The sequence below is a fragment of the Salegentibacter sp. BLCTC genome (assembly GCF_015143665.1).
Taxonomy (GTDB): domain Bacteria; phylum Bacteroidota; class Bacteroidia; order Flavobacteriales; family Flavobacteriaceae; genus Salegentibacter; species Salegentibacter maritimus.
Genome location: NZ_WYEW01000003.1, coordinates 324,156 through 348,055, shown reverse-complemented (window position 1 = coordinate 348,055; position 23,900 = coordinate 324,156). Strand labels below are relative to the sequence as shown.

At 37.7% G+C, this 23,900-nt stretch carries 19 protein-coding genes; 7 read left to right on the top strand and 12 right to left on the bottom strand.

The features are described from left to right. The first annotated feature begins 3 nt into the window (after positions 1–3). The 3 genes from GUB10_RS04790 to rlmB all read left to right on the top strand — a co-directional run bounded on the left by GUB10_RS04790 (position 4) and on the right by rlmB (position 3,452). Positions 4–1,425: a SusD/RagB family nutrient-binding outer membrane lipoprotein gene (locus GUB10_RS04790; protein ID WP_193710306.1), complete on the top strand. Its 1,422-nt coding sequence runs from the start codon at positions 4–6 to the stop codon at positions 1,423–1,425. Between the two features lie 38 nt (positions 1,426–1,463). After that, complete coding sequence (locus GUB10_RS04785; RefSeq protein ID WP_193710305.1) at positions 1,464–2,612, top strand: hypothetical protein; 1,149 nt, start codon at positions 1,464–1,466, stop codon at positions 2,610–2,612. A 99-nt stretch (positions 2,613–2,711) separates the two neighbouring features. Continuing rightward, positions 2,712–3,452 carry a 23S rRNA (guanosine(2251)-2'-O)-methyltransferase RlmB gene (rlmB, locus tag GUB10_RS04780; RefSeq protein WP_193710304.1) on the top strand — a complete coding sequence of 247 codons (741 nt, stop codon included), beginning with the start codon at positions 2,712–2,714 and terminating at the stop codon, positions 3,450–3,452. Between the two features lie 2 nt (positions 3,453–3,454). Here the strand turns inward: rlmB and GUB10_RS04775 are convergent, their stop codons facing one another. Beyond that, positions 3,455–4,216: a rhomboid family intramembrane serine protease gene (locus GUB10_RS04775; protein WP_193710303.1), complete on the bottom strand. Its 762-nt coding sequence runs from the start codon at positions 4,214–4,216 to the stop codon at positions 3,455–3,457. Positions 4,217–4,302: 86 nt separating this feature from the next. Here GUB10_RS04775 and GUB10_RS04770 point away from each other — a divergent pair, with 86 nt between their 5' ends. Next, a complete protein-coding gene (locus GUB10_RS04770) occupies positions 4,303–5,577 on the top strand; it encodes a replication-associated recombination protein A (protein ID WP_193710302.1) in 1,275 nt (424 codons plus the stop codon). On the opposite strand, the gene GUB10_RS04765 is transcribed toward GUB10_RS04770, so the two are convergent. The 8 genes from GUB10_RS04765 to GUB10_RS04730 all read right to left on the bottom strand — a co-directional run bounded on the left by GUB10_RS04765 (position 5,574) and on the right by GUB10_RS04730 (position 13,513). Then, entirely contained in the window at positions 5,574–6,434 is an 861-nt protein-coding gene (locus tag GUB10_RS04765; protein ID WP_193710301.1) for a hypothetical protein, read from the bottom strand. The two genes, GUB10_RS04770 and GUB10_RS04765, sit on opposite strands and share 4 nt — an antisense overlap. 9 nt (positions 6,435–6,443) lie before the next feature. Continuing rightward, entirely contained in the window at positions 6,444–7,802 is a 1,359-nt protein-coding gene (locus GUB10_RS04760) for a DUF5723 family protein (protein ID WP_227740303.1), read from the bottom strand. A gap of 47 nt (positions 7,803–7,849) precedes the next feature. Continuing rightward, a complete protein-coding gene (locus GUB10_RS04755; protein WP_193710299.1) occupies positions 7,850–8,404 on the bottom strand; it encodes a hypothetical protein in 555 nt (184 codons plus the stop codon). A gap of 46 nt (positions 8,405–8,450) precedes the next feature. After that, positions 8,451–9,140 carry a YjjG family noncanonical pyrimidine nucleotidase gene (locus GUB10_RS04750; protein ID WP_193710298.1) on the bottom strand — a complete coding sequence of 230 codons (690 nt, stop codon included), beginning with the start codon at positions 9,138–9,140 and terminating at the stop codon, positions 8,451–8,453. After that, positions 9,127–10,416 carry a polysaccharide deacetylase family protein gene (locus GUB10_RS04745; protein WP_193710297.1) on the bottom strand — a complete coding sequence of 430 codons (1,290 nt, stop codon included), beginning with the start codon at positions 10,414–10,416 and terminating at the stop codon, positions 9,127–9,129. Before GUB10_RS04745 ends, GUB10_RS04750 begins: the two co-directional genes overlap by 14 nt. A gap of 9 nt (positions 10,417–10,425) precedes the next feature. Continuing rightward, a complete protein-coding gene (gene radC, locus GUB10_RS04740) occupies positions 10,426–11,127 on the bottom strand; it encodes a DNA repair protein RadC (protein WP_193710296.1) in 702 nt (233 codons plus the stop codon). 65 nt (positions 11,128–11,192) lie between these two features. Beyond that, positions 11,193–12,545, bottom strand: a complete 1,353-nt coding sequence (gene murC, locus GUB10_RS04735; protein WP_193710295.1) for a UDP-N-acetylmuramate--L-alanine ligase — start codon at positions 12,543–12,545, stop codon at positions 11,193–11,195. Positions 12,546–12,634: 89 nt separating this feature from the next. Then, positions 12,635–13,513: a lipopolysaccharide assembly protein LapB gene (locus GUB10_RS04730; protein ID WP_193710294.1), complete on the bottom strand. Its 879-nt coding sequence runs from the start codon at positions 13,511–13,513 to the stop codon at positions 12,635–12,637. Positions 13,514–13,717: 204 nt separating this feature from the next. Between GUB10_RS04730 and GUB10_RS04725 the strand changes: the two genes are divergently transcribed. Genes GUB10_RS04725 through GUB10_RS04715 form a run of 3 tightly spaced genes read left to right on the top strand, consistent with a single transcriptional unit; the run spans position 13,718 to position 20,868 of the window. After that, on the top strand, positions 13,718–18,268 hold the full coding sequence (locus GUB10_RS04725) for a gliding motility-associated C-terminal domain-containing protein (protein WP_193710293.1): 4,551 nt from the start codon (positions 13,718–13,720) through the stop codon (positions 18,266–18,268). Positions 18,269–18,294: 26 nt separating this feature from the next. After that, the gene (locus GUB10_RS04720; RefSeq protein ID WP_193710292.1) at positions 18,295–19,236 is read left to right on the top strand and encodes a type IX secretion system membrane protein PorP/SprF; all 942 of its coding nucleotides are present in this window, start codon (positions 18,295–18,297) and stop codon (positions 19,234–19,236) included. Positions 19,237–19,248: 12 nt separating this feature from the next. Beyond that, positions 19,249–20,868 (top strand): OmpA family protein, encoded by a 1,620-nt coding sequence (locus GUB10_RS04715; RefSeq protein WP_193710291.1) that lies wholly within the window; start codon positions 19,249–19,251, stop codon positions 20,866–20,868. A 146-nt stretch (positions 20,869–21,014) separates the two neighbouring features. Here the strand turns inward: GUB10_RS04715 and GUB10_RS04710 are convergent, their stop codons facing one another. From GUB10_RS04710 to GUB10_RS04700, 3 genes are all read right to left on the bottom strand, one after another. Then, positions 21,015–21,536 (bottom strand): DUF4136 domain-containing protein, encoded by a 522-nt coding sequence (locus GUB10_RS04710; protein ID WP_193710290.1) that lies wholly within the window; start codon positions 21,534–21,536, stop codon positions 21,015–21,017. Positions 21,537–21,624: 88 nt separating this feature from the next. After that, positions 21,625–22,632, bottom strand: a complete 1,008-nt coding sequence (gene obgE / locus GUB10_RS04705; protein ID WP_193710289.1) for a GTPase ObgE — start codon at positions 22,630–22,632, stop codon at positions 21,625–21,627. 104 nt (positions 22,633–22,736) lie between these two features. Continuing rightward, positions 22,737–23,849 (bottom strand): adenylate kinase, encoded by a 1,113-nt coding sequence (locus GUB10_RS04700; protein WP_193710288.1) that lies wholly within the window; start codon positions 23,847–23,849, stop codon positions 22,737–22,739. Positions 23,850–23,900: the final 51 nt, after the last annotated feature.

Genomic DNA, 23,900 nt, shown 5'->3' with positions numbered 1-23,900 from the left:
ATTATGAAGAAATATATTGTAGCTCTAACGGCACTCGTTACACTATGGTCTTGCCAAAGTGACGAGCAATATGAGGATCTTAATAGAGATCCCAAAAACCCTACGGAGGTTGCTTCTGACTTTTTATTTACCGCAGCCACGGTAAGTCTATCAGATAATATGGCATCTCCTAACGTAAATGACGGACTGTACAGATTTTTAGCGCAGTATTTTACGACTACTACTTATTTAGATGAACCAAACTATAATTTTACTTCAAGACAAAATCCAGATAATGTTTGGTCTGAAATCTATAGGGATGTAATTCTTGATCTTCAAGATGCTAAAAGTATTGTAGCAGAAAACACTGAACTTGAACAAGCTGAAAAAGATGCGCGTATGGGACAGTTAGAAGTAATTGAAGTTTACGCCTGGCATGTACTTGTAGATAGTTTTGGAGACATTCCTTACTCTCAAGCAGGAAAAGCTGATGAATTTCCACTTCCTGCCTACGATGATGATATGATGATTTATGAAGATTTAATCACTAGATTAAACAACGTTGGCTCTATGCTATCTGCAGGACAGGGATACACTTCTGCCGATGTGATTTACGGTGGAGATATGAACAAATGGTCTATGTTTGCCAATTCATTGAAATTGAGATTAGGAATGAGAATTTCTGATGCCAATCCTACTCTTTCTCAATCTACAGTAGAATCTGCTGTTGCCGATGGAGTATTTACCTCTAATGAAGATAACGCCACCGTACAATACCAGGGTAACGACCCTTACGGCAACCCACTATGGGAAGACCTTGTACTTAGTGGAAGATCTGACTTTCTTGCTTCTAACACCATCATAGATTATATGAACGACCTTAATGACCCAAGAAGAATGGTTTATTTCGACGAAAATAAAGAAGGTTATATTGGGGGTATCTACGGAGCTAGTAACAACTATGGTGATTATACTCACATTGGTGATCCTTTCTTACAGCCAACTCGCGAAGGTATCTTATTAGACTATGCTGAAGTTCGTTTTAACCAGTCTAAAGCTGCCGAACTTAGCTATAACATACCTGGTGATGCTGAAACTCACTATAACGCTGCAATTACGGCCTCTATGAATTACTGGGGATTAACCGATGAAGCTGCAATCGCATCATATCTTGCTCAGCCTGCCGTAGCCTATGACGGCTCTGTAGCTCAGTTCGCCACACAATACTGGATTGCTATGTTTGATAATCCTTTCCAGGGATGGTCTTTATGGAGAAAATATGATGCTCCACAACTAAACATTCCTGTTGAATTTGAAACACCGGTACCTTTAAGATACACTTATCCTGTAGATGAGACCAACTTAAATGAAAACAATTATGAGGCTGCTGCCGAAGCAATTGGAGGTGACACTGCTCAAACTCCTATTTTCTGGGATGTAGATTAGTTGTAAAAGATTATAAATAAAATTATAAAATATTGATAATGAAAAAATATTTAAAACCTATAAGTCTTAGCTTAATTATTGCTTTTGGCTTTGCTTCTTGCGATACAGATGACGAAGCTTTTGACAATGAACTGGTAGATTTAGGAGGATATGCCACTTTAAGTGATAACTCCATTTCTCGTTTAGATAGAAATGCAGATCTTAACATAAAGCTATTTACCGCCGAAGGCGTAAGTGTAGAAAGCGTAGAGATTCTTCAGGATGGTTCTGTTATTGGGTCAGCGACAGTTTCAGGAGAAACGGCAACCTTCAACTCATCTATTTTGGGAGATTTCACTTTCACCGATGAAGATGGGGCTATTCAGGAAACTGGCGAATATCCCATTACAATACAAAGTATGTATTCCAACGGCAATATGACAAACGATCCTTTTACCATAGAGGTAAACAAAGCTATATCTCTAGGAGAAGACAATCCTTCAGTAACTACTATGGACTCACTTTCATCAGTAGAGTTAACATATGAGGTTTCTACATTTTCAGCAGGAATTGATGAGGTAACATTAGAGTTTAAAAAAAATAATGATGGCACCTATGCAGATAGCGACATGGACCTTTCGACAGATGAAGGAACTGTAGAATTAAGCGAAACTAATTACGAAGATTTAGGTCTTGGTGTTAATGATACGCTTTACTACAGGTTTACAGCTACGAGTGGCGACCTCACAGATGTAGTTTCTTCTCACGTTGCTATTACTACAAAAGATTTCCAGAATTCAAATTCTGTAACGCTCTCTAAAGATCTTAATATGAATCAGCTAAACCTTCAAACGGGTGTTATCTCTGCCGATGGTACTGAAAATGCTGATATTAAATTTATGGAGCCAACCGGTTTTGAAGTAATTAGTGACTCTGAAGTTAGCTTTGTGAAAGCTGATAACGATTTCGACCTGGAAGAGGCTGATGTGCTTTCGGCTAGAGCCGCTTTTGAAAATGGCAATGAGATCACCTCTGCAACAAGTCTGGTAGACGGAGATCTATTTATATACAAGGATACCAGAGAGATTGAAGACGAAGATGGCAACATAGAAACCCAGGACTTCTATGGCGTGATGGAAATAGGAAATGTTAATTCGGTTAACGGCAACGTTGTAAGCTTTGACATTGAATATTCTGACGGATTCTAAACAGGAATTCTTATCATACTTAAAAAGCCACCCCTAAGCGGGTGGTTTTTTTATTTCCAGTAGTTCCATAATTCTAAAAACAAAACCTACCTTTGCTTTATGGAAGAAACTACACGTATTTTTGGAATTAGAGCCGTTATAGAAGCAATTCAGGGAGCAAAGAGTATTGATAAGATTTATATTCAAAAAGGCCTTTCCGGACCTTTATTTCAAGAACTCAACCGTCTAATTCAAAAAAACAACTATAATACCTCTTACGTTCCGGAAGAAAAACTATACAAACTTTCTAAAGGAAATCACCAGGGTGTGGTAGCAACTATCTCTCCAATAAAGTTTGGAAATCTTGAAGAAACCATCGAAAAAATTCTTGAAGAAAAAACCACTCCCCTTTTTCTATTGCTAGATCAAATTACCGATGTACGCAATTTTGGAGCTATTATTAGAACGGCAGAATGCACAGGAGTTGATGCCATTATTATTCCTGAGAAGGGAGGTGCACCTTTAAATGCCGATACCGTTAAAACTTCGGCCGGTGGAGTATTTAATCTTCCTATTGTAAAAGTAAGTCATATAAAAGATGCTGTTTTTTACCTTCAATCTTCAGGTGTGCAACTTGTAGCCGCTACCGAAAAGACAGAAGACAATATCTACGATGTAGATTTTAAACAGGCATCAGCTGTTATAATGGGCAACGAAGCCAAAGGTGTTTCTAATTCCATTTTAAAAGCCGTAGACAAAAAAGCAAAACTTCCTATGTTCGGTAAAATTGAATCTTTAAATGTTTCTGTGGCCTGTGGAGTATTTTTGTATGAAGCCATAAGGCAACGTCAAGTTTCTTAAGATTATTTAGCCTTATCTTTTCCCGAGTCCGCTTTCTTATAAAAATAGCGATAAGTTATTCCTGAGTCATCTTCAGGGTCTTCCTCTTCGTTCGTTTCAAAGCGTCTTTCAATAAAATTTCCATTTTCGTCAAAATGCTGCATAAATAAATCTTCTTTCTCGCTGTATTCTGGTTTTTCCCATTCATACTTAGGCTTCTTAATAGTATTTTTCCTATAAAAAACAGCCAATGCAAAACCTGAAATCAAACCAGAAAGATGCCCTTCCCATGAGATTTCCGGATCTATCGGAGTAACATACCAAAGCATACCACCATACAGAAAAACTACGATTAGAGAAAGTGCCACTAAGCGATAATATTTTGAAAAAATACCTTTAAAAAATAAAAAAGCAGCAAGCATATATATTATTCCACTAGCCCCAATATGATTCGCAGGCCGCCCAATGCTCCAGGTTAAAATACCGGTAAGTAACAGCCCCATAATTAGAACAGGCCAACTAATTTTTCTATAAAAATAGAAAAGGGACATAGAGAGCACAAAAAGGGGGATACTGTTATTAAATAAATGTTTTATATCGCTATGAATAAAAGGCGAAAATAAAATTCCGCGCAAACCTTTAAGTTCCCCGGGGCGCACCCCAAAATTATTAAAACTAACCCCAAAGCGAATCTCAAACCAAAAAACCAGCCAAATAAGCAGCACAAACAAGATGGGATAGCCCAGCACGCCAGTAGTAAAAACAAAAGGATTAGATTCTTTCACAAAAAATAGTTTCTATTTAATATTACAAAAAAGAATCCATTTGTTAATAGATGACAATGTGTTATTCAAATTACTAATTTTGTCAGATGAGTAAACCATTAGCAGAAAGATTACGTCCACAAACATTAGAAGATTATCTAAGTCAGCAGCACCTTATTGGCCCCAAAGGAGCCTTACGACAACAACTTACGCAGGGCATTATTCCTTCTATCATCTTCTGGGGACCACCCGGAGTGGGAAAAACAACCCTGGCAAACATTATTGCCAAAACTTCAGACAGACCTTTCTTTACACTTAGCGCAATTAATAGTGGAGTTAAAGATGTTCGGGAAGTTATAGAAAAAGCTAAAAAAGGCGATGGCTTATTCACTACCAAAAACCCCATACTATTTATAGATGAAATTCACCGTTTTAGCAAATCCCAACAGGATTCGCTTTTGGGAGCCGTAGAAAAAGGTTGGGTAACTTTAATTGGTGCTACCACCGAAAATCCAAGCTTTGAAGTGATTTCAGCTTTACTATCCAGATGCCAGGTTTATATATTAAAACCATTCAGTAAAGAAGACCTAATAGCACTTTTAGAAAGAGCGATGCGGGAAGATAAAATTATAGCTGAAAAAAAAATAAAGTTAAAAGAAACCGAAGCTTTGCTTAGGCTAAGTGGCGGGGATGCCAGAAAATTACTAAACATTTTTGAACTCCTGGTTACCTCTTCTGAAAAAAATCTTGAAATAACCAACGAACTGGTTTTAAACAGGGTTCAGCAAAATACGGTACTGTACGACAAAACCGGCGAGCAGCATTACGACATTATATCGGCATTTATTAAATCTATTCGTGGAAGTGATCCAAACGCGGCAGTTTACTGGTTAGCCAGAATGATTGAAGGTGGAGAGGATGTAAAATTTATTGCCCGAAGGTTGCTTATTTTGGCCAGTGAGGATATAGGGAATGCGAACCCTACAGCACTGGTTATTGCAAATAATACCTTTCAGGCGGTAACTACCATTGGGTTTCCCGAAGCCCGGATAGTACTAAGCCAATGTGTTACTTACCTGGCAACCTCGCCAAAAAGCAATGCTGCCTACATGGCGATTAACCACGCACAAAGTGCAGTTAAAAAAACGGGAAATTTATCGGTTCCGTTATCTATTAGAAATGCCCCAACCAAACTTATGAAAGATATTGGCTACGGAAAAGATTACAAATACGCACACAACCACGAAAACAATTTTGTGGAAGCTGAGTTTTTACCCGATGAATTAAAAAATACCAAATTTTATGAACCCGGAAATAATCCCCGGGAAAATGCACAAAGGGAATTCCTTAAAAAACGTTGGAAGAAAAAGTATAATTACTAGTTAGCTTTATATACAAGTTTAACCGATTTGTTTTCCTGGTCGAGATATTCTACTACCAAATTGCCCTCCGCATCAAAATAGGCTACACCCTGCCGGGTAAGGGATTTGTATATAAAACTATCTTCCCCTCCAGATTTGGCCAAAACAGCAAATGGTTCTTCTGAGTTTTCCTGGTAGAAAGCGTATCCGGAATCTGACTTTTTCAGGAAGTAAAACGCATCTCCCTTTACGAAATTCATTTTTCCAGCTGAAGAATTGTTTAGCATAGGGGTTTCAACCACCACCTCGGGAGGGGCTGTTGTTGTTTCTTTAACTTCTTCAGCGGTTTGAGTAGGCGCTACTTTTGGTTTGGCTTGTACCACTTCTGATTTTTCCACAACCTGTGATTGATTGTCATTTTCAGAAAGCCCGGCTTCTGAAATTACTGCATCATTATATTGATAGTTCATTTCTTCAATATCGCTAAAAGCGTCGCGTAAGGCTTCGTGATGTGCTTCTTTAAAATCTTTTATCCTACTAGTCCCCTCTTTGGTTTTATACACAATATCTCCTCTACAATCTTCCAACTGAACAACCAACCTGGTTACAAACAAGCCTGAATTCTCTTTTACATTGGCACTAAGCCCCAGGCAGTAATTTTCCTGAAGATCTTTTGGTTTTTCTTCACTTTTCATCAAAGTTTTAAAACCATATTTTTCAAATAAAAATTTGGTAAGCGCATTTAATTGATATTGATTTTCTTCCTTAGAAAACTCAAACTTTTCAGGGATAATAATATATTTATATTGATCGAGACTTTGTCCAATACCAGAGATAGTCCCTACAAAAAAAGCGAGTATAAAAATTATATGTTTCATTTTCTAGTGTTATTTGTTGAATATTAGCTGCATTCCCAATTGAATGGAAGCACTATGAGCTTTCGCCAAATTAGGAAAGGCCAGTAAATTATTGGCAGCCAGATAAACATTAAATTTATTAAAAGTTCTGGTATACATCAAGCCAATATTAGTTAAAGAATAATCGTCTAAAGAATAGGCAATTTTAAAACGCTGATTTTCATTGATTTTTCTATCCCAATAAGCGGTAAATGTATAAACAAAACCCTTTGGCCGCTTTACTCCACCAAGTTGCATACCCAGTAAATTCATATACCTTACTTTTTTAGCACTTAAATAATGACAGGGCAAAAATGCCGGTCCGAAACCATATTCCATAGCAAAATTAGCTTTTACCGGGCGCCAGGTAGTATACGACTCGTTGGTAGTTTGGTCTCTCAAATTTCTATCTACCTCATCTTCAAAAATATCCCAATAAGGAATGGCTTCATCATTTTCATTTAAATCGGGAAAAAGTGGTTCCAGCCCACTGGTTTCATAAGCTCCAAAATATCGGTAATTCTCCACATCCTGGCGTTGAAAAACAACTCCCAAATCTTGCACAGAACCCGACAGTATGAATTGCTCATCTAAAATATAAGAGAGCCCCAGGTCTAACCCAAAACCAACATTACCCCCAAAAAAAGATCTACTTAACAACTCGGCAGTGGCTTGTTCTACCGTCATTTCTTCCTCTTCCTTTAGTGGAGCAAAACCCGAGGTATTGATAAGTACATCCAAATCTACCACCTCGTGCCGGTAAACATTTCTTCCATTAGGCGTGGTATAAGTAGTAAATCTTCCCGTGTTTCCGGTACTTTCTGCATTAAATATCCCTGAATATAATTTTGCCCTGGCCCCCACTGTAAGCCGTTTATCAAATTTATGATTTACGCCCAGGTGATAAACCGTTAAGATCTCGCCTGCAAAAGAAACATCATCAAAATAAAAAGGCTCGTCGAGATAGTTATTATTTCCTTCGTTGGCCAATATGGCAGGATCTTTTGGAAAGTATGCAAAGGCATCAAGCTCCTGATATATCCCGGTAGAAAGGTAATTTCTACTATCCAGCTTCCACCCTAAAGAAAGAACTTCCCATTGCTGATTTACATTAAAATAATCCCGGGAATCCATATTTCGCATGGCCTCCCGAATTCGGGTATTAATATTAGTGCCGTCGTCGGCAAAAACATCATAAAGATCGGCTCCGGTAGAACCGGCTGAAACATGTATTTGAGAAAAAAATGGGATTCCTATATGGCCCGTAAAGTTTATTTGAGCCCCGGGATTGCTCATTAAAGTTTGCGGAAGATCGTCTACATTAAACAATAAGGGTTTGTTCTGGGCCAAGACCGCATTAGAAAAAATAAATAAAAAGGCAATAAGTCTCCACATCACTAAAATTCAAAAGAAAAGAAGCCTTTCGAAGCGAAGTTCAAGTCCCCCTCAAATGCCGCCGTACCCGGCTGCACTTCCAATTCTACCACCATTTTTATACTTCTGCGTACTAAATTTATTCGCGCCTCATCGATTAACTCACTTCTTTCTGTAGTTATCGGATTTCCGGAAGCCCCGGGCTTTATAACATAATTCACTGCAAACTGTTCGGTGTTAGCCTCCGATAAAAACCTAATTCTACTATCTATAGCACGTGGAAAGGTATTAATATGCCTAAAATAGAAATCTACCGAAGAAAGGTCTTTCTGAATATAATCATCATCTAAAAACTCCAGGCGCACCGTATCGCTTATACGTGTTTTTAAATTCCCGGTGGCGACATCTTCAAATTGAGATTGGTCAATATCATAGATCAGTAAATCTATCTGCAGGTCTGGACTAAGGGAAATATCTTCACGTTGGTCTAAATCCACATCCTTAACACAACCAAGCATAAGATAACTTATAACTATAAGTACCGTAAATTTGATATGATAAAATGAAACAAATTTCATTAAGCAATACATTAGGTTGCATAACGAAATTAACAAAACTTTATTATTACAAATAAGCCTTTAGTTCATTTAACGTTTTTATATGTATTATATCGATATTTTCTTTATTTCCATAGTAATCAAAGAAGATAGGTTTTATCCCACAGTTTTTAGCACCGGTACAGTCGGCTTCAAAATTATCGCCCACCATAATACTATTTTGGGGAGTTGCTGAAGACTTTTTAAGGGCAAATTCAAATATTTGTTTATTGGGTTTTTTAACCCCGGCTTCTTCAGAAGTAGTAACCGTAGTAAAGTATTCATGAATTCCGGAATTGATAAGTTTTTTATGCTGCACTTCTTCAAAACCATTAGTGATAATATGCAATTCGTAACTAGCTTGAAGGTAATCCAGCACTTCTTTTCCACCCTCCAAAAGATAATTGTTATCGGGTAGATATTCAATATAATCTATTGCAATACGATCTATCAACTCATTATCGGCCTCAAATTTTAAGCGGTCAAAGCTATCTTTCAACCTTCCGTACCGCAAAGCTTCTTTAGAAACATGATCGTTTCTATAAAGCTCCCAATACTTAAAATTTATAGGCATGTAGACTTCAAGAAAATTATTAATTTCTAAAGGAATATTCCTGTATTTGAAAACCCGCTCAAAGGCCAGAGCCGAATTTTTATCGAAATCCCATAGCGTATGATCAAGGTCAAAAAAAACGTGCTTAATATTATCTAACTTCATAAATTTGTTTTAATAAGATGTAATAATCCCTATGATTGGAATATTCTGAAAAGTCCTGATTTTTAAAAATCGCTTTAAAGCTTCCGTCTACCTTCTTAACCGCTAACAGGATTTTTCCAATTTCAGCAGTAAATTTTTCAAAATTGGCATGCTCTACAATATTCGAATTAAAGATATAAGGATGCACTTTAAGCGGAAGCGTAGTTTCGGTATTAATATCATAAAATAAAAAAGGGTTACAGGTCCCGGCCCTAAACCCTAAAGCCTCAGGATAACCCATAGAGTAATCTGATGGGATTTCCAACTCGGTTAGAAAAGTATAAAATTCAGGAATATTCAAATTATATTTTACATTAATAACCCGCTCCAAAGGAGTATGTAAAGTATTTTCCAAACGAAGCTTTTCTTTCCGAAGAATTTTGAAATTCTCGTAGGCAAAATATCCGGGAATTAAACCAACCTTTGCATAATCTCCTACATATTTTATGATAGAACGATACGGATTTCTATTATAATTAATATTGCGATCGTAAATTGAAAAGTCGCTTAGCTGAAACATAAAGTGTATAGGTACTTTATGCTCTTTTATAAAAGCAATAAGGTCTCCAAAGATATTTAATGGGTCTTTTTTTAGCCTTAATAACACCTGAATCCTATCTATAACTTTTTGAAACTGGAATTTTATAATATCCAGGTGCATTCCTGCCAAACTTCTTAAAAACCCTTTATTCTGAAAGCTAAAAACGTGTTCTACCGCAATAATGGCCCTGGTGTGGAATTTTCTTTTTTCAAAGCTAATTTCAGGAAACCTTTCCTGAAGCACTTCTTTAAATTTATACGCCCATATATCTACCACGGGCGATTGTAAGAATCCTTCCTGGTAGGCTACACTCTCTGACGCAGGAAACCTACCCATATCGTCTTTAACATGTGGCAGGTATTCTTCATATCTACTGAGCAAAAAAAACGAAGCAGCAAAAATATCAAATGGTAAAGCACTATTTTCTGAAACGGGAAAAAAGCAAAAGTCTTCTCCCCAGGGTTGTATTTTAATTTCAACCTCACTTAGGCCCTGCTCCATTAAAAGTGCAACTTTTTGCACAAAAAGTTCGTTTCCAAGGGCTTGTTTACCGTAAGAGAGTTTCATCCCCTCATGAGCAATAAACTCTTCTATTTTTACGGTGAATTTTATAGGAATGCCAAGAATATTTGTACAAATATGCTTAAACGTATAAACTATCCTGGGAGTAATTTTCTGGGTATAAATTAATAGCATCTAAACAATTTAAAGTACGCCTTCGTCTGCAAAGCTAAAGTATGATTTTTCGGTTACAATAAGATGATCCAACACTTTAATATCTAAACTTTGCGCAGCAGTTTTAAGCTTTTGGGTAAGTTGTTTATCGGCTTCACTGGGTTTTAAAGTCCCTGAAGGGTGGTTATGCGCCAAAATTATTGAGGTAGCCCCCACCTCAAGTGCCTTTTTTAAAGTAAGGCGCACATCTACCAGTGTACCTGTAATTCCGCCTTTACTAAGTTGTAACTGCTCTATAACTTTATTTGAATTATTAAGATAAATAATCCAAAATTCCTCATGATACAACTCTCCAATAACAGGCTGCATCAATTCAAAAACCGAGGCACTGGAAGTAATTTTTTTCTTTTCAAGGGCTTCTTCTGTTCTTCGGCGTCTACCAAGCTCCATGGCTGCCACAATGCTTACTGCTTTTGCGGGACCAATTCCTTTAAATGCGCAAAGCTTTTTTACCGAAAGTTTACCCAAATCACCCAGTTGATTTCCAGTGGAAGCTAAAATGCGTTTACTTAATTGTACCGCAGATTCGTTTTTACTTCCCGAACCGATTAATATAGCGATAAGTTCGGCATCACTGAGGCTCACCTTCCCTTTTTGCAAGAGCTTTTCTCGCGGCCTATCGTCTTCTGCCCAATATTTAATTCCAAAGCCGGTTCTATTTTCCTCACCCATAGTTAGATAAAGATAAAAAATGATTCTTTATCTTCATCAAAACCATTAAAAATGAAGCTCGTATCTTAAAATAGCTGCTTTACTTCCTCAAGATCTAAACCTCCAAAAGTACCGCTACTCATAAAAAGCAATACCGTATTTTTAAAGTCTTTTGCTCCCAAAACTTCCTGTAAAACCGATGTTGAAGCGATTACTTCCAAGCCAGGCTCATTAAAAGCATTTTTAATTCCTTTTACAGAAATAGATGACATCTGTTTTTGTGCCATTGCCTCGGGAGCATAAAATACAATCGTTTCATCGGCCTCTTTAAGTGTATTTTTATACTGCTCAATAAATTCAGCATTGAGACTACTAAACGTATGTAATTCTAAACAAGCAATTATTTTCTTATCGGGGTATTGTTCTTTTACTGCTTTGGTACTCGCTTTCACTTTGGATGGGCTATGTGCAAAATCTTTAAATATAACTGCGCTGTCACTTTCAAAAATCTTTTCTAATCTTCGGCTGGCACCTTCAAATTCCATTATAGCTTCATAGAAATCGTCTTCATCAATCCCCATATGCTGGCAAATCCATTTTGCTCCAGCCAAATTATTCATATTGTGTTTGCCGAAAATTTCAAGCGGCATATCCCCTTCTGTGGTCTCCAAAATGGTGCTCCCATCTTCTACGTGATATTCGGGGGTATGATAGGGGTGTTTCCGTATTTGATTTTCGGTATTTTCTACCAGGCTTTTTAAGGTTTCATCTTCTTCATTATACACCAGGATTCCACCCTTTACTATTTCACTTATAAATATTTGAAATTGCTCTACATAGTGTTCAAAAGTAGGAAAAACGTTAATATGATCCCATGCAATTCCACTAAGTAAAGCAATGTTTGGTTGATACAAATGAAATTTAGGTCGAAGATCTAAGGGGGAAGAAGGATATTCATCACCTTCAATAAGTATAAAATCGGCCTCATTACTTAGGCGAAGCGTTTTATCAATTCCTTTAACCGGTGCGCCAAGCATATAATCAATTTCTCTACCGTGGTAATGCATTACATGAAGAATCATGGCGGTAATAGTAGTCTTACCATGAGAACCACCAATTACTACCCGTGTTTTCTCTTTAGAAAGCTCAAAAAGGAATTCGGGGTATGAATAAATTTTAAGATTTAACTCCCTGGCCTTTTCCAATTCAGGATTGTCTTTTTTGGCATGCATTCCCAAAATAACTGCATCTAATTCTTCGGTTATTTTCTCTGGAAACCAACCATTACGATTGGGCAATAGGCCTTCATTTTCCAAAGCCGATTTGGAAGGCTCGTAAATAGCATCATCGCTTCCGGTAATACTGTGTTGCTTTTCATGAAGTGCCAGAGCCAGGCTATGCATAGCGCTACCTCCAATTGCTATAAAGTGAAGTTTCATTAAGATTTAATTTCGAGTGCCAGTAATTAGCAGTTACCAATTTTTAATTGCCTGCAAATATAGGCAAGAGATAGGAAAAGGCCTTGTGCTTACATCTCTAATATTTCCTGTTTCAGCTTTTCTGCCTCAGGAAAATTGAATTTTTCAGCCAGGGCCTTATTTACATGAATTAATGCTTTATCCTGGTTCTTTTGTAACGCTTGTAATTTGGCGATATGATAATGCGCCCAGGCAGGAGATTTTAAATCTTTATAATTATAATTTTCAGCATAATCTTTTAGAAAACCTATAGCAGCTTCCGGCATTATTTTTAAAGTAGCAGCTCGCTCCCCTAACTCGTAATTTAAATAATTTCGCTCTATTAATTTCGGGTTATTTTGAGCAAATTGCAAGGCCTTTTTTACTGCTTCCGTCATTTTTTCCCGATCATTTTCAATTTTATAGATATAGGCTTCACCCAAATAAGCATCTACCTTATTGATCGCTTTCAACTCTCGTACATATTGTTCCGCTACTTGCTTATCGCCTCCTACAATAGCCGGCAACTGCATATATAATTCTACCAGCGCCCGCCTAACTTCGCTATGATTTTTATCAAGCTCGGCAGCTTTATTCAAATAGGTTTTTATATCATTAATCATAAGGGCAGCCTTAAACTTAGAGGCTTCCAGGGCTTGCATACCCAGGGCTCCCCCAAGTTTAAAATTATATACGGCAGAATTAGGGTCTTTTTCAACTAAGTTTTTATAATACCTAATGGCCTCATCCCATTTTTTCTCAAAGCTGGCAATATCCCCAAGATATTCGGTAGCTTTTTCATTACCCGGATACTCCTTAAAAACATTTTTCGCCTTTTTAATTTGATGCTGATTGAGGAAATTTTCCCCAACTTCAAATTTGGTCTGTGCATCGGCCGGAGGTAAAAAACAAAGGACAAAAAGCAGAAAAGTAACGATATATCGGGTCATACTATTAATTTTTTCATAAATTTAAAGTGTTTTAGCGAGTAAAAACAAGCCGAAATTTTATCAATCAAACAAAAAGTTGGCCATGAATGGTTAAAATTGTTAAACTCCCTATTAAAATAACTGACAATGTTAAAAATTATTTTAATATTTGTGCTGCTAAATTTTTAAACCTAATACTAATAATTGAATTTTAACACCTAGCCTATGCAAAATTTTACTTTTGGGAGGAAGGGGACAAATTGGTTCCTTTTCGCCTTTGTATTGTTAATTGGAACCTTGCCTTCATTTGGGCAAAATGATTGTCCCGATCCGGTCAATTTTGGTTTCTCTCAGACCCAAACCTTTTGTTTTACACAAACTGTTGGCGATCTTGACACCGATGGTTATCCAGTTTATCAAACTGATGACAATGTTAACGACACTGAAGCTATTCCAGCAAGCGAGTTCCTCGCGGACGGAGAAACTTATTACGTCGGTGGAACATCAAGCGAATGTGATCGAATAGCAATTTCAGTAACTGTAGAGAGTGCTCAAATACCTGTTAACAGAATAAACGGAGAGAGATCAAATGGTTTTGTTTTCACCAATTGTACTCCTACCAATTTTGATGATCAGGATCTTGCAAATTTATTTATTGCTGATATTGACTACAGAATAGCCATTTATGATTCTGAAGAAGCTACTACAGAGTTTTCTGGAGAATTAGTAGCAGGTGACAGTTATTTTATTGCACAAGTTGCCACAAATGGAACTCAGCTTGGAAGTTGCCCATCACAAAGAGTAGCTTTTGGTTATGAGCCCAACCAAATAGAGGCTCCGAATGCTGCTACTACACAAATTTTATGTGAAGGCGCTACAGTTGCCGACCTTGAAGCCACAGGCACTTATAATAATACACAAGCTATTAGAGCATACCGATCACAAAATGCAACATCTCCTTTAACAGCCAGCACACAGTTAATAAGTGGCCAAACTTACTATTTGGGTCAGGTTGTTAATGATGCAAATCGTGTTACACCTCCTTGCGAGACTTCCTTTGGTGATAGAGCACCGGTAACAGTAACTATTCAGGAATTCGATGCTGGAGCAGACGTTTCAGAGATATTTTGTTTATCTGAGGTAGAACAAAGGTTAGCCGATGGTGAATCTCCAACCAATCTTTTTCTTAGTTTAGTTGAAGATCGCAACCTTCCTACTCAAGTTTCATTTAGCCCTTCAATTGGAAGTATTGCAAGTGATTTCAATAATAATCCTATTCAAACTTTTACCACTGATGCTACATTTACTACAGAAGAAGGATGTGAAGACACTGTAGAACTTAAAATCACGGTAGAAGAAAGTTTTGAAGCCGGTGATGATAATATTGACAACACCGTATGTAGAGCAGATATTGGAAGTACTGCAACTGCAGCTCTAGTTGAAGACTATTTAAAAAGTCTTCTTAGTAGTGATGCCGACCAAAATGGGCAATTCTACCCTACTCCTTCAGATATTGCCAACGATTTAAATAACACCACTGATGAAATAAATTTTGGGATTTTCTATGTAGTGGGAGAAGAAACTTTCTGTGAAGATTCTGCCTTATTAGAAGTAACTGTTTTAGAAGGAGCAGACTTCCAATTAGTTCCAACCCCAGCATTATGTAATGATGATATCCCTGCATTAGTAAACCAAATTCCAGAAGATGTTGAAGCTTTATTCCTTGAGAACTTCGGCAGCAATATTCCTAACGGTACATTTCAAAGTGGAGATATTCAGGCAGTAATCAACCAATATAATCAAAACAATATTGGAACTTTTACAGCCACTTATATTGCAGAAAACGGCAATGGCTGCTCTGAACCAATAGAGCTTGAGAGAACAGTTATTGATGGGCAAGTTGCCAACGCAGGAGGATTTGACAATATTCCAGCAGTTTGCTCTAACGCTGAATTGATTGATCTTACTTCACTAACTAATAACGACCCACAAGCTACATTAGGAGGAACTTTTTCAGGAGAAGGGGTAACCAACAATACTTTTGATCCTTCTGCGGTAACACCAGGTATTATTGACATAACATATACGGTAGATGAATCTATAAATTGTGTTGAGGGTAACGATGAAACTACTTTTACAATCGAAGTGACTCAGGGACCAAATGCTGGAAATGACGTTATAGACTCAATCTGTATCTCTGAACTTGAAGAAATTGTTGGCGATTACGACCCACAAAATCCAAACGCAACCTTAATACAACTTTTTGAGCGTTTTGATTGGAATGGTGATACTGACGGTGAGTTCACACCTAATATAAATATCTTAGGAGCCCAGTTACTGAATTACTACACAGATGAAAACAGAGGTCCTGAATTAACTCTCAGCGGAACTTATACCGTTGGCGATAGCCAAGACAATTGCGGCACCGACGAAGCTGCTTTTGCAATCACTATTGTAGATGGAATCCTGGTAGATGCAGGTGCAGACAATCTTGATAATGAATTATGTAATTCTCAAATCCCTGGTTTAGTAAATAGCACTCCAGGTGATGTAGAGGCATTGTATTTTGACCTATTGGAAGAAGGAGTTCCACAAAATGGAACATTTAATCCAACAATCCCTGAAATTATAGCTAGTTACAACTCAAATAACTTCCAAACATTTAGTACTACTTATACTGTAGGAACCGGTGCTTGTAGTGATTCAGTAGATCTTGCTATTACCGTTATTCCTGTTACTGATGCAAATGCAGGTAATATTGATGACCAGGTAGTTTGCTCTACCGATTCAATGGTTGATTTAATGGATTACCTAGAATCAGGAGCTCAAATAACTGGAACTTTTAGTGGAAACGGAGTTCAGGGCAACATGTTCGACCCTTCTGCCGGAACTAGTGAGATTACTTATACCGTAAATGGTGATGATGCATGTGTTACTGAAGGAACAGAAGATTCAACTTCATTTACAATTTCTGTTGTTGAACCTGGTGAAGCTATTGCAGAAGCAATAGACGACACTATTAGTGTTTGTACCAGCGAAACATCTTATGATCTATTCACAGCTTTATCAGACGATACTACACCAGGGGGTAGCTTTACGCTAAATGGAGCTGCTTTTGCAGGAAGCACTTTTGACGTAACAGCTGTTGACGCAGGAGAGTATTCTTTCAACTATACTGTTGGATCTGATGATGTTGATTGTATTGAAGGACAAGCTAGTGCTTCTTTTACAATAAACGTAACTCCTAACGCAGTGGATGCCGGGGCAGACCAAACAGCATCTATCTGTAACGAAAATATTACAAATGGAATGTTCCCTAACTCTACTAGTGTTAGAGACTATTATTTAAACTTGCTTGATGAAGGAGTTTCCAGAGATGGTACTTTTAGTCCAAGCATTCAGGAATTAGTTAATTGGTACAACAACGAAAGTGAGATAGGCGATTTCACTACAACTTATACAGTTAACCAGGGCGAGTGTTCTGATTCAGCTGTTTTAACAGTGACAGTATTTGACGCCATTGATGCCGAAGTTGGTGAAATAGTAGACCAAACTCTTTGTTCAAGCGACGACGATTTAAACCTTTATAGCCTAATTACCTCTGGAAATGAAGATGGTACTTTCGAAGGCTACGAAGACGGAGTATTTAGTCCTTCAATGATGGGAGCCGGAACTTACGAAATAACCTATACCGTAGGAGAAGATATTCCTTGTGTTGAAGGTGAAGCCAGCACTACTTTTAGCGTTGAAGTACTTCAAGGAGCAGACGCTGGTGAAAACCTGGCAGTTAACCTTTGTACTAACGATGAGACACAAGACCTTTATTCTCTACTTTCTGCAGGAGCAGATATGGATGGTGAGTTCACTTTAAATGGTGAAGTTATTACAAACGGAACTATGGATCCTTCAGCTTTTGATGCTGGAGTTTACGAAGTAATATATACTGTTGAGGCTCAGGGAGACGATTGTGGTGGAGACGATGTATCTACAATTACTATCACACTTGGCGATGCCCCAGAAGCACCAACTACTGGAGAAACACTGGCCTTCTGTGCAATTGATGCTCCAACTGCCGATTTATTAGTTGCAGATGGAACCAACTTAACCTGGTATTCTGACGCTGACCTAAGCATGATGGTAAGCGATGACGACTTATTGGTAAACGGAGATTATTACGTAACACAAACTGCCGATAATGGATGTGAATCTGAAGCTGCAGTACTTACTGTAAATATTGTAGACTCTCCAGCACCAACTATTAATTCAGATTACGAGTTGTGTACATTTGATGATCCTACACTTTCAGACCTTTCTGACGAGATCAATGAAGCTGGTACGATAACCTGGTACGATTCGGCCGATAGCATGACTGCATTAAGCAATAATGCCATGTTAACCGATGGTACTACTTATTATGCCACCTTAATATCAGACAACGGTTGCGAAAGTTCAGAAAGATTAGCTGTTACAGTTACTTTAGAAGACTGCGCATTACTATTCCCGGAAGCAATTACGCCAAATGGAGATGGTAAAAACGACAATCTGGTAATTGAAAATATTGCAAAAGAATATCCAAACTACAACATTACAATCTTTAACAGATGGGGTAATGCGGTGTACAAAGGCAACGCCTCTACCCCTGCCTGGGATGGAACTTCTAACCAATCGGGTAACCTGGGAGATGATGTACTACCTGTAGGTGTATATTTCTATGTGGTAGACTTTAACGACGGTAGCACAGAGCCACGTCAGGGTAAAGTATACTTGAACAGATAATATAAAAGGATAAACATTAGAAAGAAATGAAAAAAACAATCACAAAATATTTAATATTCGCTGGCATTATCCTTTTCTCGATTAAAGGTATGGCTCAGCAAGACCCATTATTCACTCAGTATATGTATAACATGAGTGTAATAAACCCGGCCTACGCTACCGATGATCCCGGTATGCTTAACCTGGGGGGGATATACAGATCTCAATGGCAAAATGTTGACGGTGCTCCAAGCACCGCCAACTTCTTTGCCCACACCCCAATTAGTGAAAGGGTAGAACTTGGTTTAACCGTTGTTCATGATGAAATAGGCGATATTGTAAAAGAGAACAATATTACTGCAGACTTCGCTTATGTAATTCCAACAAGCGGAGATAGTAAGATCTCTTTCGGTATAAAGGGTGGTCTTACCACTTTTGATGCAAACCTTGCCGGTTTACAGGTAAACGACCCTACAGATCCAGCTTTGGAAAATGTAAACGAAGTTTTCCCGGTATTTGGAGTAGGTGCTTTTTGGTTTGGAGACAATTACTATTTAGGTGCTTCTGCCCCTAACTTGTTTACTTCAAAATATATTGAGAACGAACAAGGTCTTGAAGCTTTAGGTGAAGAAGCCATCCACTATTATTTAACGGGTGGATATGTTTTTCAACTTAACCCAGATCTTAAATTGAAGCCTGCCTTTATGGCTAGAGGTGTTCAAGGTGCTCCATTAGCTGTTGATGTTACTGCTAATGTTTTGTTATATGATAGATTAGAAGCCGGTATTGGTTACAGGTTTAATGAAACCATTACAGGACTTGTAAACTTTAAAATTACCCCATCACTTCGTGTAGGGTATGCTTACGATCACTTTACTTCAGATTTCGCTACTTACGATTTAGGTGGAACTCACGAAGTAATGCTATTATTTGATCTTGATCTATTTGGCCTTACTAAAGGATATGACAAATCACCTCGATTCTTCTAAAACCTGAATAATATGAAAAATTTATATAGTACATTTTTTATTCTTTTTATAGGCGTAGCTGCTTTTGCACAAAATGCCGAAATAAAGAAAGCAGATAAAATGTTTGCTCAAAGAGCTTATATTGATGCTGCAGAAGCTTATGAACAAGTTGTAGATAAAAATCAGCAGGTTTTACAAAACCTTGGAGATGCTTATTTCTACACTAACCAAATGGAAAATGCTGCAGAATCTTACCGTACCCTTTTCCTAAGACACGAAGAGAATACTGCTCCCGAATATCAATTTCGCTTTGCACATTCTTTACGCGCTATAGGAAACCATGACGAGGCTAACGAGTATATGAGTGCCTATAAAGGTGAAGATGTAGACTTCGAGGAATTTGCACGTAATTTAGACACTGTTGCACCTCACGTTTATACTACTGAGCAAATTATGAATAACAGTGCTTCAGCCGATTTTGGTATTGCTTTTTATGGAGACCGAATTGCTTTTGCTTCTACCAGAAACCAGGCTCGCCCGGTTTACCCATGGAACAAAAAGCCAACCCTAGACCTTTACACCGCTGAAATGTCTGAAGACGGTGAACTAAGCGATATCGTATTATTTTCAGATAAAATTAATACCGATGAGCACGAAAGTTCTGCTACTTTTAGCCAGGATGGCCAGGTAATGTATTTTGATCGTAATAGCGAAAAAAGAGTAAAGAACGAAGAAGGAGTTAGAGTTGCCCATATTAAAATTTTCCGTGCAGAAATGGTAGATGGCGAGTGGAGCAATATTGAAGCACTTCCTTTTACCAGCGACGAGTATTCTACCGAGCACCCAAGTTTAAGTGCAGATGGAACTAAACTTTATTTTGCCAGCGATATGCCAGGCTCTGAAGGTTCTTTCGATATTTATGTGGTAGATGTAAATGAAGACGGAACTTATGGGGAACCAAAAAATCTAGGTACGGGAATTAACACCCCACATCGCGAGCAATTCCCTTACATTAGTGAAGAAGGCGTACTTTACTTTGCTTCCGATGGTCACCCTGGGTTTGGTAACTTAGATGTTTTTAGAGCTGAAGGAGACTTCTCTGAAGCACAAAACCTTGGTAGCACAGTAAACAGTGGTCACGACGACTTTGCCTTTGTTATAGATGAAGAAAACGAAAAGGGATATCTTGCTTCTAACCGAAGAGGTTCAGATAACCTTTATGTATTTACCAGAGAAGATTATGTTCCTCCGGTTGTTGATTTCGACGACAGAGAAACCAACCTTGAAACCGGTAGACAACAATTAAGAGACGTTGGAAACATTTACTTTGCCTTCGATAAAGCAATTATCAAAGAAGAGTCTAAACCAACACTTGATAAAGTTGTAAGCATTATGAACAAATACCCTGAACTTAAAATAGAAATTGGCTCTCACGCCGATGCTAGAGGTTCAGACAAATACAATATGGCTCTTTCTGAAAGACGTGCAGCTTCTACTCTAGAATATCTTGTTGAAAATGGTATAGACCGCGACAGGCTAACTTCTAAAGGTTACGGAGAAAGCATGCCTCTTAACGATTGTACTCAACCTACTGGTTGTACTTCAGAGCAATATGCAAAGAACAGACGTAGCGAATTCACTATTATAAATTAATGCTAAAAAAAATGAGAGATATCTTTTTATCTTTCATTAGGTTAGCTACTAACTAACCAACCAAAATGAGAAAAGCCCCGGAAATTTCCGGGGCTTTTTTTATTGAATACTTTAAAAACCTAAACCCAGCTGTACAGAATATCCCTTTATTTCTTTGGCGGATAGGCTTCAAGAGCCTTTTTAGCCATCTTATTGAATACTGCCCTACGTTCTTCCGGAGTAGCATTAGAATTAAATTTAGTCTCTACTATAGCCTGCCATATTAAAGAATCTTTATTTACAGCTATAAAATCGACAGTAAGCTCTAATATAACCGAATTATTCTCTAATGGAATTCCTCCCGAAACTCCTACTCCCAGGTTACCACCACCGCCACCAATACCTATACCAAGACTACTGCGATTTTGATCTATATATTCCCTGGAATAAACATTAACATAAATATCGGGGCTTTCAGATTTAGAAAAACCCTGTACGTTCATCTCGGCTTCCAAACTTGTAATAAGCCGGGTTTCGTCTAATTGCGATAAACCAGATTGAAAATCAGGAAAAAATTGATAGGTTTTAAATTGATTAAAATTAACGCTATCATCGTAATCGTAAATAGCCCTGGTAGAATTACAGGAACTAAATATAGCACAAACAAAAAGTAAATTTATTAGTTTCATGAGTTCTTGTTTTTAATTATCATAAAAAAAGCAGCGAAGAAAAGATCTACGCTGCTTAAATTTAAACAAAAACTGTACAGAAAACGATTTAAGAAGTTTCCTTATTTAGCATTTCCCATAACCTGTCTTTAAGCTCTGTTAAACCTTGCTGTGCCACCGATGAAATAAATAAATAAGGTGCTCCCAGGTTTTTATCCAACTCATGCTTCATTTCTAATTTTAATTCGGCATCTAACATATCACTTTTAGAAATAGCAACAAGCCTATCTTTATCCAACATTTCAGGATTATAACGTCTTAATTCATCCAGGAGAATTTCATATTGTTCAGAAATATTTGGCGCATCTGCCGGAATTAAAAATAAAAGCGTAGAGTTTCTTTCAATATGCCTAAGAAACCTATGGCCAATACCTCTTCCTTCTGCAGCACCCTCAATAATCCCAGGAATATCAGCAACCACAAAAGTTTTAAAATCACGATATTCTACAATTCCCAAATTAGGCTTAAGCGTAGTAAATTCATAATCGGCAATTTTAGGTTTTGCGGCAGTAATTACCGACAGCAAAGTAGACTTTCCCGCATTAGGAAAACCAACAAGTCCTACATCTGCCAAAACTTTTAGCTCTAATGTAATGTCTACCTGCTTCCCTTCAATTCCGGGTTGCGAATAGCGTGGGGTTTGATTGGTGGCGCTTTTAAAATGCCAGTTTCCACGGCCACCCATTCCTCCTTCGGCAACAAGATATTCTTTGCCATCCTCGGTGATTTCGTGAATAATTTTTTGGGTTTCGGTATCTCTAATAACCGTTCCAAGAGGCACCTCAATATACTCATCGGAGCCATCTGCGCCGCTACTTCGTTGTTTACTCCCGTTGCCCCCATGTTCAGCACGAATATGTCTTTTAAATTTTAGGTGAAAAAGTGTCCAAAGGTTTTTGTTTCCCTTCACAATAACATGACCACCACGGCCACCATCCCCTCCATCGGGGCCACCTTTCGCTATGTATTTTTCGCGGTGCAGGTGTGAAGAACCACTTCCTCCTTTCCCGGAGGCTACGTGTATCTTTACATAATCAACAAAATTCCCTTCAGTCATATTTTAAAAATTTAATAGAACTTATCGATAAACCTGAGCCGTTTAACCCTATGCTTTCCAATAATTCTGTAACAGGTCTTTTTGGTGTTCCCACCAATTAGTGTTTAGTCCTGTAGTTTATTAATTACGTCACTAAGCCGTTGGTTAATTTCTTCTATAGAACCTACGCCATTTACTCCGTAATATTTGTCTTGTTTTTTGTAATATTCTTTAAGAACTGCGGTTTCATCATAATACACCTTAATTCTATTTCTTATTACATTTTCATCGGCATCATCTTTTCTACCGGAAGTTTTTCCTCTTTCTAAAAGACGTTTTACCAAAACCTCATCTTCAACCTCTAAAGCAATCATTCCTGTAACTTCGGTATTCTTAGACTCCAACAATTCAGCTAATGCGTCTGCCTGTGCCTTGGTACGCGGAAATCCATCAAAAATAAATCCGTTAGCTCCTTCGTTTTTATCAACTTCGGCATTCAACATTTTTATGGTTACCTCATCGGGAACCAACTGGCCTTTATCCATATAAGACTTGGCGCTTAAGCCTAATTCAGTTTCATTTTTAATATTATACCTAAACACATCTCCTGTAGAGATATGAACAAGTTTATATTTTTCCTTTAAGATGTCTGCCTGAGTTCCTTTGCCGGCACCGGGAGGGCCAAACAAAACCAAATTTGTCATGATTTTTTCTTTACGTTTATAGATTTGTGTTAGGTTACGTCCCAGACCATCGTAGTCCAGACCATAACCTACAATAAATTTATTGGGTATCTCAAACCCTTTATATTTAATCTCAAAATTCTTTTTATAAGCTTCAGGCTTGTAAAAAAGGCTCGCCACCTCATAATTACGCACCTCCTCTTTTTCTAAAATTTCATTGATTTCTTCCAGGGTATTGCCGGTATCTACAATATCTTCAAGCAAAATTACCTCCTTACCTTTTAAAGACTGATTTAAACCAAGAAGCGTCTTTACATTACCGGTTGTTTGCGTTCCCTGGTAAGACCCAAGTTTTACAAAACTCACTTCACAATCTCCAGAAAATCTTTTTATCACCTCGCTGGCAAACATAAAAGAACCATTCAGCACTCCTAAAAAAACAGGGGTAACATCCCGATAATCCTTATTAAGTTCTTGTGCTAGTTTATCTATGGCCGCGTTGATTTCTTCCTCTGAAATGTATGGCTCAAATTCTAAATCATGTAGTTTAATCAAATCTGAAAAATTTTAAAAGGCAAAGATAAGGATTCTTAACAACCCAAACTG